Origin of the sequence: Curtobacterium sp. GC_Cur_3 (genome assembly GCF_026544205.1) — a bacterium.
In the GTDB taxonomy this organism is placed as follows: Bacteria; Actinomycetota; Actinomycetes; order Actinomycetales; family Microbacteriaceae; genus Curtobacterium.
In genome coordinates, this window is record NZ_JALNUI010000031.1 from 1 (window position 1) to 13,966 (window position 13,966).

Below are 13,966 nucleotides of genomic sequence, written 5' to 3' on the forward strand. Positions count from 1 at the left end.
CAGGACGCCGTCGCCCGCGGCGGCCACCACCCGTTCCTCGTGGATCTCGTTCAGCCGGGCGGTCAGGCGTTCGGCCAACCGCCGCGAGTTCGCGAACACGATCGTCGAGCGGTGCTCCTCGATCAGGTCGACCACGCGCTCTTCCACGTGGGGCCAGATCGACCCGTTCGACGGCGCGTCCGAGGAGTCCGACCCGACGGGCGGCGACCCGAGCTCGGACATGTCGTCGACCGGCACGACCACGCGGAGGTCGAAGGTCTTCTGCGCCGGCGGGGCGATGATCTCGACCGGGGCACGGCCGCCGAGGAACCGGGCGACCTCCTCCGCCGGACGCACGGTGGCGGACAGGCCGATGCGCTGTACCGGCTTGTCGAGCAGGTCGTCGAGCCGTTCGAGCGAGACGGCCAGGTGCGCCCCGCGCTTGGACGACGCGACGGCGTGGACCTCGTCGACGATGACGGTGTCGACGTTCAGCAGGGTCTCCCGCGCCTTCGACGTCAGCATCAGGTAGAGCGACTCGGGCGTGGTGATGAGGATGTCCGGGGGCAGCCGGAGCAGCTTCTGCCGGTCGGACGACGGGGTGTCACCGCTCCGGACGCCGACCGTGACGTCCGGCGGTTCGAGCCCGAGCCGCCGAGCCGTCTGCGTGATGCCGACGAGCGGGCTGCGGAGGTTCCGCTCGACGTCGACGCCGAGGGCCTTCAGCGGCGAGATGTAGAGCACCCGCGTGCGCTGCTTCGGTTCGGGGTGGTCGGTGGAGCTGATCAGCCGGTCGATCGACCACAGGAACGAGGCGAGCGTCTTGCCGGAACCGGTCGGGGCGACGACGAGCGCGTGCCGCCCGGTCGAGATGGCGTCCCACGCACCGGACTGCGCCGCGGTCGGGGCGCTGAACGCACCGCGGAACCACGCGGCGGTGGCGGGGGAGAAGCGCTCGAGGACGTCCGTCATGGTCAGCCCATCCTGCCCGCCGCCACCGACAAGACCCCGACAAGCAGCAGCGCTTGACACAGCGATAGTTACCGATCTATCGTTACTACATCGCGACAGTGCCGGAACAGTCCGGAACGGATCGCGAGCCCACGTCACCACGACCCTCGAGAGGAGTCACCATGCACCCCATGGACGGCCACGAGAACATGCACGACCACCGCCACGACCAGCGTGGCTCCGGACCGCGCGGCCCCCGCTTCGGCGGCGGACGCGCCCACCACGGCGTCGGCTTCCCCGGCCGCGACCGCGGCGAGCACGGCGGGCGCGGCGGCTTCGGCCCCGGCCCGATGGGCTTCGGCAGCCGCGGCGGCTTCGGACCCGGCATGGGCTTCGGCCCCGGGTTCGGCGGTCCCGGCTTCGGCCGGGAGCGCCGCCGTCGCGGCGACGTCCGCCTCGCCATCCTCGGCCTGCTGGCCGAGGGCCCCCAGAACGGCTACGCCGTGATCAAGACGATCGCCGAGCGCACCGGTGGCGCCTGGAAGCCGAGCCCCGGCTCGGTCTACCCGACGCTCCAGCAGCTCGTCGACGAGGACCTCGTCGTCTCGACCGGCGACGGCCGCAAGACGCTCTTCGAGCTCACCGACGCCGGCCGTGCCGAGGCAGAGGCCAAGGCCGACGAGATCGCCGCCGCGTGGGAGTCCACGCCCGGCATGCCGGACTCGCAGCGCGAGTTCGTCGAGGCGCTCCGCAAGACCATGGGCGTCCTGCACATGTACCGCACGAGCGCGACCGACGAGCAGGTCAAGGCCGCCTCGGCCAAGGTCGACCAGCTCCGCAAGGACCTCCTGCAGATCCTCGCTGACTGAGCCGGGCCACCCCACGGACGGGAGGCTCCCCACCAGCTGGTGGGGAGCCTCCCGTCCGTTCTGTGGTCGCGACGCCGTCAGCCGCCGATGAAGGCCGCCACGTCCGCCAGCTCCGCGGCCGACACCGCGTGCGGCAGCCCTTCGTAGGCACGGACGGTCACGTCCGTGTGCTCCGCTGCCCACACCGCCGTGCGCGCCGTGGCGTCAGCGGGGATCACCGGGTCGAAGTCACCGTGACCGAGGAACACGCGGGGCCGGACGGCCGCGACCGCCTCGTCCCGGGAGTCGGTGACGCCCGGCACGACGAAGCCCGACAGCGACACCGCGAACGCGAAGCCCGCCGGTCGGGCGCGCAGGAGCTGCAGCGCCATCGACCCGCCCTGCGAGAACCCGAGCAGCCCGATGCGCGGGTGGTCGGCCGCGACGCCGTCGACCCAGTCGAGGACCTCCCCGACCGCCGCGTCGACGGGTCCGAGCTCCGGCGACCCCGGCGTGCCGAGCGGGTACCAGCTGTGTCCGCCACCCCACGGCAGCGGAGCACGCAGCGAGGCGATCGTCCACGCGGGCGGCAGGGCCGGCGCGAGCGCGAGCAGGTCGTGCTCGTCGGAGCCGACGCCGTGCAGCGCGACGAGCAGGGGTGTGCCGGCGCGGTCACCGGTCGGGCGGGTCCACTGGACGAGGTCGGGGTCGATCATGCTGCCGACAGTAGCGACGCGCACCCCGCGTCCCTCCACGACCCCGTGCCCTTCCACCTGCTTCGCCCCGCCGCCTGGTAGACACGGAGCATGGCCTCGACTCGCACCCCCGATCCCGACCCCGACTCCGGCTGGCTGTCCGACGAGGAGCTCGCGATGGTCCGCCGTCGCCTGCCGATCTGCTACGTCGAAGCCATCCCCGTGCGCACCGACGGCCTCGGCGTCGTGACCGAGGTCGGCGTGCTGCTCCGCGTGGCCCCGAGCGGGTCGATCGCGCGCACGCTCGTGTCCGGCCGCGTGATGTTCGGCGAGTCGATCCGCACCGCGCTGTTCCGGCACCTCGAGAAGGACCTCGGGCCGATGGCGTTCCCGCAGCTGCCCTCGAACCCGGCGCCGTTCACCGTGGCGGAGTACTTCCCGCTCCCCGGTGCCTCGGTCTACACCGACGAGCGCCAGCACGCGATCTCCCTGGCGTACGTCGTCCCCGTCACCGGGACGTGCGAGCCGCGGCAGGACGCCCTCGAGCTGACGTGGATGAGCCCGATGGAGGCCGCCTCGATCGCGGTGTCCGAGGAGATGGAGGGTGGCCGCGGCGCCCTGATGCGCGCCGGGCTCGCCTCGGTCGGCGCCCTGCTCTAGCGGCCCCCCGCACGACGAAGCCCCCGGGACCGATGGTCCCGGGGGCTTCGCAGCACGGTCTGTCGAGACCGGCTTGGTCCTACTTGTGGTCCTTGAAGCTGTCGGCCACGCCGTGCGCGGCGTCCTTGACGTCGGTCGCACCCTGCTTGGTCGAGGCCTTGGCCTGGTCGGTCTGACCCTCGGCCTTCAGGCGGTCGTTGTCGGTCGTGTTGCCGACACCTTCCTTGACCTTGCCGGCCGCTTTCTCAGCGGCGTTCTTGATGTCGTCGATGCCTGCCATGTGGCGGCTCCTTCCGTCGTCGGACAAAACCACCGGTGGTCGCTTGCGCGGCCGCCGATGACCAGGAACCTACGCGCCCCGCGGGCGCCCCTGTGCAGTCCCCACCCAGGTTCGACCAGGCCCTCCAAGCTGAACACCGGTGTTCAGCAGTCGCGCCGCGGAGATCCGCGGCGCGACCACCGAACACCGGTGTTTCGCGGGGGCTGGACGCCCCGACAGAGCGGCGGGGGCTGGACGCCCCGACAGAGCGTCGGTCAGCGGCCGGTGCCGGCCGGACGGGAGGCGCGGCGCGAGCCACCACGGCGGTTGGCGCTGGACTCGGTGCCGGCTGCGCGACCGGGGGCGTAGCCACCGTCGGAGGACCAGACCTGTGCGGAGCCGCCACGGGGCGAGTCGCTGCCCGCGCGACGCGGGGCGCCACCGGAACGACGCTGCCCGGTCGAGCCGGCGGACGAGGCGGACGCGCCCTCGGCGGCACGGCCACCGCGGCGGCCCGAACCCGAGCCGTTGCCGGCGGAGCTGGACTGCGCGGCCGGAGCCGAGCCTCCCGAGCGGCCACCGCGGCCACGGCCACGACCTGCGGACGACGAGCCGGCGGAGGACTGCTGCCGGCGCTGCGGCTGCTGCTGCTGGACGGCGGCGGGGTCCTCGTGACGGAGCGGGGCGATCTCGCCGACGAGCTCGAGCACCGGCGCGGACCGCGGGGTGACCTGCTGCGGCGCGACGGAGATCGCGGCCTTGCGCATCATCTGTGCGACGTCGCGACGCTCGGCGGGCATCACCACGGTGACGACGTCACCGGACGAACCGGCACGGGCGGTACGGCCCGAGCGGTGCAGGTACGCCTTGTGCTCGGTCGGCGGGTCGACGTGCACGACGAGCTCGACGTTGTCGACGTGCACACCGCGGGCGGCGACGTCGGTGGCGACGAGGACGAGGGCCTCACCGGCGGAGAACTTGGCGAGGTTGCGCTCACGGGCGCCCTGCGACAGGTTGCCCTGCAGGTCCACCGCGGGGATGCCCTGCGAGGAGAGCTGCTTCGCCAGGCGCTTGGCGTGGTGCTTCGTGCGCATGAAGAGGATGCGGCGACCGGTGCCCGAGGCGAGGGTCTGGACGAGGTCCTTCTTGCCGTCGGCGTCGGCGACCTCGAACACGTGGTGGGTCATCGCCTCGACGGGGCTGGACTCGTCGTCGACGGAGTGCATCACCGGGTCGTGCAGGAACTTCTTGACGAGCTTGTCCACGCCGTTGTCGAGCGTCGCGGAGAACAGCATGCGCTGCCCGCGCTCCGGGGTGGCCTGCATGATCTTCGTCACGCCGGGCAGGAAGCCCATGTCGGCCATGTGGTCGGCCTCGTCGAGGACGGTGACGTCGATCGCGTCGAGGTGGGCGTGGCCCTGCTGCATGAGGTCGGCGAGGCGGCCCGGGCAGGCGACGACGATGTCGACGCCGGTGCGGAGCGCGTCGACCTGACGGCCCTGTGAGACGCCGCCGAAGATCGTCGTGGTGGTGAGGCCCATCGCCTTGGCGAGGGGGGCGAGCACGGCGTCGATCTGCGTCGCGAGCTCACGGGTGGGGGCGAGGACCAGGGCGCGGGGACGACCCGGGCGACGCTTCTGCGGGTTCGCCGCGAGACGGGCGACGAGGGGGATCGCGAACGCGATGGTCTTGCCGGAGCCGGTGCGACCGCGGCCGAGCACGTCCTTGCCCTTGAGGGAGTCGGGGAGCGTGTCCGCCTGGATCGGGAAGGCGTTCTCCTTGCCCTGGCTGACGAGCACGTCGACCATGGGGGCGGGGACGCCGAGGTCGGAGAAACGGGTGTCTTCGATGGGGTTGGTCATGACGACCTTTCGGGCCGGTTTCGGCCGTGGTGCGCGCTCGATCGGCGCGCGGGCGGGAGCATGTCCGCGTCCGTCGTCCGCTCGGGGAGCGGACGTGTCCTCTGCTGGAGAGGACGTGGAGGTGCGGGCACTGTCGCCGCAGCAGAGAGCCTGGCACCGGTGTCCCACCCGGACGGGTTCCGGGGGAGCGGTGGTGCGCGATACGCATCGGTCGAGTTCGACCGGGAGGTTTCGGGGGCGTCCGTACGACGCACGAGGCGATCGGCGCCTCGAGTACGGCCAGTGTAGCGCTCCGACGGGACCCGGCGGAAGAGCAGGCCCCGCATGGGACCCTGGTCGGCGTGCGTCTCCGTTGCCTCCTCCTCCCCGCCGTCCTGCTCGTCACCCTGGTCGGCGCCGCCGGGTGCGCGGCCGACACCGGCACCGCCGCAGGTGACGGTCACCGGGCCCTCCCGACCTCGGGCGTGCCGGACTACCAGCTCGGCGGGGCGTACACACCACCGTCCGGCGTGACCGTCGTCGAGCGGGACAGCACCGAGCGCCCGGCGAAGGGCACCTACGGCATCTGCTACGTCAACGGCTTCCAGACGCAGCCCGGCGACGCTGCCATGTGGAAGCAGGCGCACCCGTCCGCGATCCTGCGCACCGCTGCCGGCAAGCCCGTGTCCGACCCGGGGTGGCCGGACGAGATGCTCCTCGACACCCGCACCGCGGCGAAGCGTGCGGTGATCACGGAGGTCATCGGCAAGGCCGTCGCCCGGTGCGCCGACCGGGGCTTCGACGCCGTCGAGTTCGACAACCTCGACTCGTGGACGCGCTCGCACGGCGCCCTGACCCGGGCGGACAACGTCGCGCTGGCGACGTCCCTCGTCGCCGAGGCACACCGCGACGGGATGGCGGCGGCGCAGAAGAACACCCCGCAGCTCGGCACGGCCGGCAAGCGCACCGCCGGGTTCGACTTCGCCGTCGCCGAGGAGTGCGTGCAGTACGAGGAGTGCTCGGCCTACACAGACGTCTACGGCAAGCGGGTCATCGACGTCGAGTACGCAGACACGCTCAAGCCGTCGTGGTCGTCCGTGTGCGCGACGCGGGACCGACCGGCGATGACGATCCTGCGTGACCGCGACCTGGTGCCGAAGGGCGACCCGGCGTACGTGTTCGACCACTGCTGAGCGCAGCAGCGGACCTGGTCCCTACGCGGGCCAGGCGTCCCGGAGCGCCGCAGCCGCCTGGTCGGCGGAGAGCCCGGCTGCACGGGCCTCGGTGACCACGCCGCGGATCGCCACGGCGACCTCGTCGGGCACCGCTGCCGGCCGGACCACGCGGGTGCCGGCTCCTCGTGCGGTCTGCACGAGCCCGGACTCCTCGAGCAGCTGGTACGCCTTCGCGACCGTGCCGGGCGCGAGCTTGAGGTCGTCCGCCAGCGACCGCACGCTCGGCAGCCGCTGGCCGTCGACCAGGTAGCCGGCGGTGATCTGCGCCGCGATCTGGGAGCGCACCTGTTCGAACGGCGGGATGCGGCCGCCGGGGTCGAGTGCCACGAGGCTCGTCGTCGACATGTCCGGAGCTCCTAGAAGTCGTACTGCTCGCCGACGGGGATCGGCACCGCGACGGTGTTGCCGGGGGGCGCGAGCGGGCACGCCCACGCCGGGTCGTACGCGCACGAGGGGTTGTACGCGAAGTTGAAGTCGAGCACGAGTTCGCCGTCGTCGCCACCCAGGTCGGCACCCTTGATCGTGTCGAGCAGGTAGCGCCCACCGCCGTACGTGCCGCGCGCCTTCCCGGCGCTGGCGTCCTTGACGGGCACGAAGACGCCGCCCGCGTAGCCGCCGTGCGACCACACGTCGAGGGTGCCGATGCCGGGCAGGGAGACCACGCCGAGGCGGTCGAAGTGCACGATGCCGTCGGTGCCCGTCTCGACGTCGAGCACCTGCGGCTCGGCGGTCTCGATGCGGGCCCGGAAGCGCCACTCCGGGTCGTAGGCCGGCACGGGGAGCTCCTCGAAGTCGCGGGCGTCCTCGTCGAGGAGCGGACTGGCGGGGTGCTCCGCGAACATCGCGTCGCGGGTCTCGCGCCACATCGCGTGCGCCGTCTCCGGGTCGGCTGTCGCGCGGACCCGGCGGTACAGGTCGAACGTCATGCGCCGCCAGTCCACGGTCGCCATCGTGCTGTGCACGCGGTCGTCGGTCGTCGGCTCCTGGGGGCGCGTCTGGCTCACAGGGACGAGGCTACGCCCGTCGCGTTCCCGGGCACCAGGGCGGGCGGGAGGCCCGGGTCCGGTCGGCGTGTCCGGTCCTGTCCGACAGGTGGCCGGGCTGGTCCGGCACGGTCCGAGGCCAGCGGCGGTCTCTGGCCAGCGCCGGTCTCTGGCCAGCGCCGGTCTCAGGCGAGCGCAGGTCTCAGGCCGGCGGCCAGGACGGTGCCTGCGCCCGCATCCGGATCGCCCGCCACTGCCAGATGACCCACATGCCGGGCCAGAGCGCGATGCCGAGCACGGCCGGGCGCATCCGGTAGTCCAGCCGGTCGACGAACAGGGTCTTCCCGTCGGGGAGCTCCGTCGCGGCCATCCGGTGCCGCATGTCCATCCGGGCGAACAGGCCGCTCGTGCCGCCGCCGTTGTCGCGCTGCACGGGGACGCCGTCGACCTCGTACCGGTCGATGTCCACGTGGCTCGCACCGCTCGGCACGACACCGAAGGCGCTCGCGGCGATCGGGTGCGGTTGCCCTGGGGTCCAGCGGCGCGGGAAGCCCTCGGGAGCGAGCGAGCGGTAGACCAGGAACGGCTTGGTCACCCCGACCATCACCGCCGGGGCCATCAGGGCGTCGCGGACGGACGCGACCGGGGCGTCGAGGACGAGGCGGAGACCGACGTGCATGTCGCCGACCGTACGCCGCGGCGCTGCCGCCGGGCCGTGCAGGTCAGGCGCGCCGAGCGGGTCAGCCGGGCCGTGCGGGTCAGGCGTGCCGGGCCGACCGGCGGCGGGAGCCCTCGGCGCGGTCGTGCTGACGGAGACGCTCGGCCAGGGACAACCGGACGGTGGGCCACTCGGACGCGGTGATCGAGAAGACCACGGTGTCGCGGAGGGTGCCGTCCCGCCCGATCTGGTGGTTGCGCAGGACACCGTCCTGCTTGGCGCCGAGCCGGGCGATCGCGGCACGGGACTGCTGGTTGTGCCAGTGCGTGCGGAACTCGACCGCGATGCACTGCCAGACCTCGAACGCCTGCGAGAGCATCAGCAGCTTCGACTCGGTGTTGATCCCGGACCGCTGCGCCGACTGCGCCAGGAAGGTCGACCCGATCTCCACCCGGCGGTTGGCGGTGTCGACCGCCATGAACGTCGTCGAGCCCACCACGCGTCCGGTGGGTCGGTCGCGCACGGCGAACGGCACCATCCGGCCGGCGGTCTGCTCGGCCAGGCGCCGCTCGATCTCGTCGTCGACCTGCGCCGGGGAGGGGATCGCGGTGTACCAGGTGCGCCAGAGGTCCCCGTCGGCGACCGCCGCGCGGAGGTCGTCCGCGTGCTCCGGGCCGAGGGGCTCGAGCGTGACGCGGTCACCGGTCAGGGTCGGTGCGGGGGCGATCTCCATGGGAGTCGATCGTACTGGCGGCCCTCCCGGCGAACGGTGCCAGAGCGGAGCACCTGTGGAAAAGGACAGGTCCTCCACAGCGGTTATCGTGACGAGGTGCGTGAACGAGGCCAGCAGCAGTACCAGGTCCGATTCGGGTGGGGCATCGCCGATGCCCGTCGAGTGACCGTCGGGGCACACCTGGTCGTCTGGACGGACGTCCTGCCCTGGCCGGGCGCCGACGACGACGCCGCCCACCGGGCCGTGCGCCGCGCGGTGCCGGCCGGGGCCGAGGTCGTGCTCGGCCACCTCGGGAACGCGACGGCCGTGGCGGACCGCGTGACGAGCCTCCAGGCCGCACTGGGCGACCGCTGCGTCGTCGCGGTGATCGCCGCCGGCACCGCGCCGACGCCCGTCGGGGACGACGCTGCCGAGGCAGCCGGGGAGTCCGTCGACGTGCCGGAGGCTCCCGGGTTCGCCGTCGAGGACCTGCTCGGCGCCGGCGCCGTCGTGGACGCGCTGACGGCGGTCGGCATCGACCACTGCTCGCCGGAGGCCGCGGCCGCGAGCGCCGCGTTCACCGGACTCCGACGGGCCGTCCGCCACCTGGTGTCCGCGTCCGAGGCCGCACGGGAGCTCGGACCGGAGCGGGTGCACGCGGCGCTCGCCGCGGGGCCGGAGCTCCTGAGCGTCCGACCCGGGGAACACACCGGCCGGGCGTAGCGTTCCAGCCATCACGCCAGCGGTCACCGGATCGCGGGCACGGCACGAGGAGCACATCATGAAGGCAGTCGTCGGCGACACCGTCATCGCAGAGGCATCCGAGGACGACCTCATCAAGATCGAGGGCAACTGGTACTTCCCGCCGTCGAGCGTGAAGACCGAGCTCTTCACCGAGACCGACACCCAGTACCACTGCCCGTGGAAGGGCGACACGCAGTACTACACGGTGAACGTCGACGGGCAGTCGCTCAAGGACAACGCCTGGTCGTACCCGACCCCGATCCCGTCGTCCTTCGACCGCGTCGGCAAGGACTACAGCGGCTACGTGGCGTTCTGGAAGGGCGTCCGCGTCGTCGAGTAGCCCCGGCTCACTCGGTGAACGTGAGCACCACCAGGGCCACGTTCAACGCGACGATCACCGCCGCGATCACCCACGCCACGACGCGGGTGGTCGCGGCGTTGACGTCCGTGCCCATGACGCTCCGCCGGGACGTGTAGACCACGAGCGGGACGAGTGCGAAGGCGATGCCGAAGCTCAGCACGACCTGGCTCACGACGAGCAGCATCGTCGGGTCGGCACCGACGGCGAGCAGCACGAGCGCCGGCACCAGGGTCACCAGGCGCCGTGCGAGCAGCGGGACCCGCACGTGGAGCAGGCCGTGCATGATCTCCGCGCCGGCCATGCAGCCGACCGAGGTCGATGCCAGCCCCGACGCCAGCAGCCCCACGGCGAAGAGCACCCCGACGACCGGCCCGACGTTCGCGGTGATCGCGGCCTGGGCGCCCGGGATCGTGTCGGTGCCAGGCACCCCCGGCAGCGTCGCCGCGGCGAGCACGAGCATGCACACGTTGACGCCGCCCGCGACGATGAGCGCGAGGGCCACGTCCCACCGCGTCGCGACGAGGACCCGCTGGCGCTCCGGCCCAGCGGGGGTGTCGCCGTGGCGGTCGCGGGCGAGGGCCGAGTGCAGGTACACCGCGTGCGGCATCACCGTCGCCCCGAGCATCGACGCGGCGAGCATCACCGACTGCGTGCCCTCGAAGCGCGGGACCAGGCCGGACACCAGCTCGCCCGGGGACACCTGCGCGAAGAGCAGGCCAGCGCAGAAGCCCACGGTCAGGATCGCGAGCATCGACGTGACGACGACCTCGAACGTGCGGGCGCCCCGCCGGTTCTGCAGCACGAGGATCGCCATCGAGACGACCCCGGTGATGACGCCCCCGACGACGAGCGGCAGGCCGAACAGCAGGTGCAGGGCCAACGCCCCACCGATGACCTCGGCCACGTCGGTCGCGGCGGCCACCACCTCGGCCTGCGCCCAGAACAGCAGCCGCGGGGTCCTGCGCATCTTCAGCCCGAGCAGCTCCGGCAGCGACCGTCCGGTGACCACCCCGAGCTTGGCGGAGAGGTACTGCACCACGACCGCGCTGGCGTTGGCGGCGACGAGGACCCAGAGCAGCAGGTAGCCGTACCGCGCCCCCGCCGTGAGGTTCGCGGCGACGTTGCCCGGGTCGACGTAGGCGATCGCGGCGACGAACGCCGGCCCGAGGAGCGTCAGGCCGGCCGCACGCCTCCGCGGGCCGCCGACGGGGGCGGGGCGCGGGGTGACGATGTCGGTCATGATGCCGAGCATGCCAGAGGATTCGGGAGGCCGAATCCAGGTGTTCGGGTGGTCGCAACCCGACGGACAGCCGAGCATCCGTCGGCGACGTGCCCCGGGCCTCACGGCTGACTACCGTGGACGACCATGCAGGGGACCGCAGGACGACTGACCACGGCGGGCGTGCTCGCCATCGCCGCCGCCATCACGCTCACGGGGTGCGCGCAGGGCGGCCACGACATCGGCGACTCCGTGACCACGAAGCTCAACGGCTCCGCGTTCCACGGGCAGCTCGACATCCGGGCCACGAAGGTGGAGCGCGTGACCGCCCGCGCGATGGACCAGTTCGGGCTGGACCCGAAGGGGGACGACGCCTACCTCGCCCACTTCACCGTCCGCACCGAACGCGGCACCTTCGACCGGGACGCCGTCGGCGACCTGGCGAACGACGCCTGGGGACTCCGCGCCGCAGACCGGCTGCAGGCGGGCCCCGAGCTCGACGCCGCCGACCGGAACGCCGTCCTGCGGGACGCCTGCCCGTTCGACCGCGCCGCGATCGCCAAGGCCCTCACCTCCGACGGCACGGCCGACGTCTGCGCGGTCCTCCTCGCCCCGGAGGGCAGCACCGTCGAGGCGGTCAGCTACCTGCGCGCAGCACCGGTCGACGAGGGCGCGGAGGGCGACGCGACGATCACCTGGCGCGCACCCGACGCGTAGGCGTCAGGCGGCCGCGCGACGGGCCCGGTGCGCGCGCACCTTGGCCCGGTTGCCGCAGCGCTGCATCGCGCACCACCGGCGTGTGCCGCCGCGCGAGGAGTCGTAGAACACCAGCCCGCAGTCCGGCGCCGAGCAACGGCTCAGCCGGGTGGGTCGGCCGTCGGCCTCGACGTCGTCGAAGCCGACCTCGGTGAACAGGGCGACGGCGTCACGGGCGACGCTCGACAGGGCCTGGGTGAGCCGCACCCGGTTGGCGCCGGCTCGGCGTCGTCCACCCGGGAGGCTCGGGGGCACGTCCGGCAGGGCGGCGAACAGGTTGACGGTGTCGATGTCGTCGGGCGCGGGGCGCGTCCGGCCGGTGCCGGCGCGGAGCCCGGCGGCCACGGCGGCCCGCTCCGCCGCGGACGGGGCCGGTCCCGGGGCGGCCGCCACCGCGAGGCGGCCGATCGCCGCGCGGAGCGCACGGGCGTCCTGGAGCTCGCGCGCGTTCGCGCCGACGTCGATGGGCTCGGTGTGCTCGCTGAGCCACTCGTCCAGGTCGGCGGGCGTCATCAGGAGCTCGCCGAGCCGTGACCGGGGGCGTCGGCCGTCGGGGTCGTCGGCGAACCCGCCGGTGTGCGCGAAGTCGAGCGCGATCCGTCCGGCGTCGAAGAACCACGACGAGCCCGAGTCCGTGCGGATGTGCTGCCCCGTGTGCATCCGGCCAGGCTAATGGGTGACCTGCGGATCGTGCTGCCGGGTCCGGAAGGGGTGCATCCGGCCAGGCTAATGGGTGACCGTCTCTGCGTGCTCGTGCTCGTGCTCGTGCTCGTGCACGTGCTGGCGACGCCACGCGATGAGGTGGCGCTCGTCGAACCGGCGGGAGCACTTCGCGCAGGCCAGCGGCCGGGTCGGCGTCCGGTAGCGGTAGTGCTCGTGGCCGGCGGGGCAGGTCCCCACCCACGGCGCGAGCTCGCTGGCGATCGGCCCGTCGTGCAGCCGCGACCCGGTGTACCCGATCGACCGGGCCGTCCGCCGCCAGGCCGGTCCGTGCCCGGCACGGGCACCGCTCAGCGCATGTGCGACCTCGTGCAGCAGGACCTGCTCGACGTCCTCGTCCGAGAACCGTGCCGCCAGGTGCCGACTGACCGTGATCCGGCGCTTCGCGAAGTCGCACTGTCCGGCGCGGGTCTTCGCGTGGTCGAAGCCGAACGACCACGAACCACCACCGAGGTGCAGGCGCAGCAGTTCCTCGGCCCGGTCGCGGACCTGGTCGAGCGAGGTCACCGGTCGGTGTCGGTGGGGCGTGAGCGGTCCGAGCGGCCGGTCAGCTTGCCCCAGATGCTGTCGCCCTCGGTGCGGGCCGCGTCGGGGGCACCGAGGACCCGTCGACGGATCGGCGGGACCTCCTTCACCGGCTCGGCCACCCGGGTGACGGGGTCGGTCTCGCGGCGGGCAGCGAGCTCGCGTGCCGTCCGGGGACGGTCGGCGGCGTCACGGTCCTGCGTGCTGGGCGCGGCCGGCTGGGCGATCGACGCGCGCATGGCGGCCTCGACCGCGGTGCGCAGGGCGTCCGTGCGCTCCGACGGGGCCCCGGCGGCGCGGAAGGCCTCGTACGAGCGGGCCAGGACCTCGCGCGCCTCGTCGAAGCGGGACAGCTCGAACAGGGACCAGCCCTCGATCTCGGCGGCGGCGCCCTCGAGCTCCGGCCACTCCTCGGTCGTGGCGGTGTCACGGGCCATGGCGGCCTCGCTCGCGGCGCGCTCGTGCCGACCCAGGTCGTGCAGGACGTGCGCGCGGCGGATCCGGGCGGCGACCTTGTCGGAGCGTTCCCCCGTGAACATCGTCAGGCGGAAGACCTCCTCGGCCAGGACGAGCGCCTCGTCGAGGCGGCCAAGCAGCCGCATCAGCTCGGCGCGCTCGGCGAGGGCGTCGGTGCTGCGGCTCTGGCCGAGGTCACGGAGGCGGTCCTGCACGGCCTGCACGTCCACGGCGGGGCGCAGACTGATGGGCGCGAAGGTGCTGCCGGGGCTGACGCTCGGGCTTCCGGGGGCCGCGTGACGCGGTTCCCGGGCGCGGTCGTCCCGGTCGAGGTGCTGGCGGTCTTCGGGCGGGTTGGACATCA

Annotated in this window: 18 protein-coding genes; 6 read left to right on the top strand and 12 right to left on the bottom strand. The window is 73.3% G+C overall.

The genetic code is table 11. From position 1 onward, the window contains the following. Nucleotides 1-951: DEAD/DEAH box helicase (locus OXR63_RS14910; RefSeq protein WP_267424548.1), on the bottom strand; the 951-nt coding region annotated here is incomplete at its 3' end. Nucleotides 952-1,121: 170 nt separating this feature from the next. Here OXR63_RS14910 and OXR63_RS14915 point away from each other — a divergent pair. After that, nucleotides 1,122-1,799: a PadR family transcriptional regulator gene (locus tag OXR63_RS14915; protein WP_374116144.1), complete on the top strand. Its 678-nt coding sequence runs from the start codon at nucleotides 1,122-1,124 to the stop codon at nucleotides 1,797-1,799. A 77-nt stretch (nucleotides 1,800-1,876) separates the two neighbouring features. Here OXR63_RS14915 and OXR63_RS14920 read toward each other — a convergent pair whose 3' ends face one another. Next, nucleotides 1,877-2,494, bottom strand: a complete 618-nt coding sequence (locus OXR63_RS14920) for an alpha/beta hydrolase (protein WP_267424550.1) — start codon at nucleotides 2,492-2,494, stop codon at nucleotides 1,877-1,879. A gap of 90 nt (nucleotides 2,495-2,584) precedes the next feature. Between OXR63_RS14920 and OXR63_RS14925 the strand changes: the two genes are divergently transcribed. Further along, nucleotides 2,585-3,133, top strand: coding sequence for an NUDIX hydrolase family protein (locus OXR63_RS14925; RefSeq protein ID WP_071276854.1), 549 nt, complete (start codon nucleotides 2,585-2,587; stop codon nucleotides 3,131-3,133). Between the two features lie 79 nt (nucleotides 3,134-3,212). On the opposite strand, the gene OXR63_RS14930 is transcribed toward OXR63_RS14925, so the two are convergent. Then, nucleotides 3,213-3,413, bottom strand: a complete 201-nt coding sequence (locus OXR63_RS14930; RefSeq protein WP_267424551.1) for a CsbD family protein — start codon at nucleotides 3,411-3,413, stop codon at nucleotides 3,213-3,215. Nucleotides 3,414-3,667: 254 nt separating this feature from the next. Continuing rightward, on the bottom strand, nucleotides 3,668-5,254 hold the full coding sequence (locus OXR63_RS14935; RefSeq protein WP_267424552.1) for a DEAD/DEAH box helicase: 1,587 nt from the start codon (nucleotides 5,252-5,254) through the stop codon (nucleotides 3,668-3,670). A gap of 341 nt (nucleotides 5,255-5,595) precedes the next feature. Here OXR63_RS14935 and OXR63_RS14940 point away from each other — a divergent pair, with 341 nt between their 5' ends. Continuing rightward, nucleotides 5,596-6,426 (top strand): endo alpha-1,4 polygalactosaminidase, encoded by an 831-nt coding sequence (locus OXR63_RS14940; RefSeq protein ID WP_267424553.1) that lies wholly within the window; start codon nucleotides 5,596-5,598, stop codon nucleotides 6,424-6,426. A 21-nt stretch (nucleotides 6,427-6,447) separates the two neighbouring features. Here OXR63_RS14940 and OXR63_RS14945 read toward each other — a convergent pair whose 3' ends face one another. The 4 genes from OXR63_RS14945 to OXR63_RS14960 form a co-directional block, all read right to left on the bottom strand. After that, nucleotides 6,448-6,813 carry a GntR family transcriptional regulator gene (locus OXR63_RS14945; RefSeq protein ID WP_267424554.1) on the bottom strand — a complete coding sequence of 122 codons (366 nt, stop codon included), beginning with the start codon at nucleotides 6,811-6,813 and terminating at the stop codon, nucleotides 6,448-6,450. Between the two features lie 11 nt (nucleotides 6,814-6,824). After that, on the bottom strand, nucleotides 6,825-7,394 hold the full coding sequence (locus OXR63_RS14950; protein WP_194660134.1) for a DUF1684 domain-containing protein: 570 nt from the start codon (nucleotides 7,392-7,394) through the stop codon (nucleotides 6,825-6,827). A gap of 259 nt (nucleotides 7,395-7,653) precedes the next feature. Then, nucleotides 7,654-8,130 (bottom strand): hypothetical protein, encoded by a 477-nt coding sequence (locus OXR63_RS14955; RefSeq protein WP_071276844.1) that lies wholly within the window; start codon nucleotides 8,128-8,130, stop codon nucleotides 7,654-7,656. A 79-nt stretch (nucleotides 8,131-8,209) separates the two neighbouring features. Then, nucleotides 8,210-8,842 carry a GNAT family N-acetyltransferase gene (locus OXR63_RS14960; protein ID WP_267424555.1) on the bottom strand — a complete coding sequence of 211 codons (633 nt, stop codon included), beginning with the start codon at nucleotides 8,840-8,842 and terminating at the stop codon, nucleotides 8,210-8,212. A gap of 96 nt (nucleotides 8,843-8,938) precedes the next feature. Between OXR63_RS14960 and OXR63_RS14965 the strand changes: the two genes are divergently transcribed. Next, a complete protein-coding gene (locus OXR63_RS14965) occupies nucleotides 8,939-9,544 on the top strand; it encodes a hypothetical protein (RefSeq protein WP_267424556.1) in 606 nt (201 codons plus the stop codon). 58 nt (nucleotides 9,545-9,602) lie between these two features. After that, nucleotides 9,603-9,905, top strand: a complete 303-nt coding sequence (locus OXR63_RS14970; protein ID WP_267424557.1) for a DUF427 domain-containing protein — start codon at nucleotides 9,603-9,605, stop codon at nucleotides 9,903-9,905. Between the two features lie 7 nt (nucleotides 9,906-9,912). On the opposite strand, the gene OXR63_RS14975 is transcribed toward OXR63_RS14970, so the two are convergent. After that, on the bottom strand, nucleotides 9,913-11,166 hold the full coding sequence (locus tag OXR63_RS14975; protein WP_267424558.1) for an Nramp family divalent metal transporter: 1,254 nt from the start codon (nucleotides 11,164-11,166) through the stop codon (nucleotides 9,913-9,915). Nucleotides 11,167-11,292: 126 nt separating this feature from the next. Here OXR63_RS14975 and OXR63_RS14980 point away from each other — a divergent pair, with 126 nt between their 5' ends. After that, a complete protein-coding gene (locus tag OXR63_RS14980) occupies nucleotides 11,293-11,862 on the top strand; it encodes a hypothetical protein (RefSeq protein ID WP_267424559.1) in 570 nt (189 codons plus the stop codon). 3 nt (nucleotides 11,863-11,865) lie between these two features. Here the strand turns inward: OXR63_RS14980 and OXR63_RS14985 are convergent, their stop codons facing one another. The 3 genes from OXR63_RS14985 to OXR63_RS14995 all read right to left on the bottom strand — a co-directional run bounded on the left by OXR63_RS14985 (nucleotide 11,866) and on the right by OXR63_RS14995 (nucleotide 13,964). Further along, the gene (locus tag OXR63_RS14985; RefSeq protein ID WP_194659385.1) at nucleotides 11,866-12,561 is read right to left on the bottom strand and encodes a CGNR zinc finger domain-containing protein; all 696 of its coding nucleotides are present in this window, start codon (nucleotides 12,559-12,561) and stop codon (nucleotides 11,866-11,868) included. Between the two features lie 66 nt (nucleotides 12,562-12,627). Then, complete coding sequence (locus tag OXR63_RS14990) at nucleotides 12,628-13,128, bottom strand: SprT-like domain-containing protein (protein ID WP_267424560.1); 501 nt, start codon at nucleotides 13,126-13,128, stop codon at nucleotides 12,628-12,630. Next, on the bottom strand, nucleotides 13,125-13,964 hold the full coding sequence (locus OXR63_RS14995) for a hypothetical protein (protein WP_267424561.1): 840 nt from the start codon (nucleotides 13,962-13,964) through the stop codon (nucleotides 13,125-13,127). Before OXR63_RS14995 ends, OXR63_RS14990 begins: the two co-directional genes overlap by 4 nt. Nucleotides 13,965-13,966 lie beyond the last annotated feature (2 nt).

Coding starts and splice junctions, on each gene's coding strand:
- OXR63_RS14975 (WP_267424558.1), bottom strand. CDS start 11,166: ATGACCGACATCGTCACCCCGCGCCCCGCCCCCGTCGGCGGCCCGCGG.
- OXR63_RS14950 (WP_194660134.1), bottom strand. CDS start 7,394: ATGACGTTCGACCTGTACCGCCGGGTCCGCGCGACAGCCGACCCGGAG.
- OXR63_RS14935 (WP_267424552.1), bottom strand. CDS start 5,254: ATGACCAACCCCATCGAAGACACCCGTTTCTCCGACCTCGGCGTCCCC.
- OXR63_RS14930 (WP_267424551.1), bottom strand. CDS start 3,413: ATGGCAGGCATCGACGACATCAAGAACGCCGCTGAGAAAGCGGCCGGC.
- OXR63_RS14960 (WP_267424555.1), bottom strand. CDS start 8,842: ATGGAGATCGCCCCCGCACCGACCCTGACCGGTGACCGCGTCACGCTC.
- OXR63_RS14980 (WP_267424559.1), top strand. CDS start 11,293: ATGCAGGGGACCGCAGGACGACTGACCACGGCGGGCGTGCTCGCCATC.
- OXR63_RS14915 (WP_374116144.1), top strand. CDS start 1,122: ATGGACGGCCACGAGAACATGCACGACCACCGCCACGACCAGCGTGGC.
- OXR63_RS14970 (WP_267424557.1), top strand. CDS start 9,603: ATGAAGGCAGTCGTCGGCGACACCGTCATCGCAGAGGCATCCGAGGAC.
- OXR63_RS14925 (WP_071276854.1), top strand. CDS start 2,585: ATGGCCTCGACTCGCACCCCCGATCCCGACCCCGACTCCGGCTGGCTG.
- OXR63_RS14955 (WP_071276844.1), bottom strand. CDS start 8,130: ATGCACGTCGGTCTCCGCCTCGTCCTCGACGCCCCGGTCGCGTCCGTC.
- OXR63_RS14920 (WP_267424550.1), bottom strand. CDS start 2,494: ATGATCGACCCCGACCTCGTCCAGTGGACCCGCCCGACCGGTGACCGC.
- OXR63_RS14945 (WP_267424554.1), bottom strand. CDS start 6,813: ATGTCGACGACGAGCCTCGTGGCACTCGACCCCGGCGGCCGCATCCCG.
- OXR63_RS14985 (WP_194659385.1), bottom strand. CDS start 12,561: ATGCACACGGGGCAGCACATCCGCACGGACTCGGGCTCGTCGTGGTTC.
- OXR63_RS14995 (WP_267424561.1), bottom strand. CDS start 13,964: ATGTCCAACCCGCCCGAAGACCGCCAGCACCTCGACCGGGACGACCGC.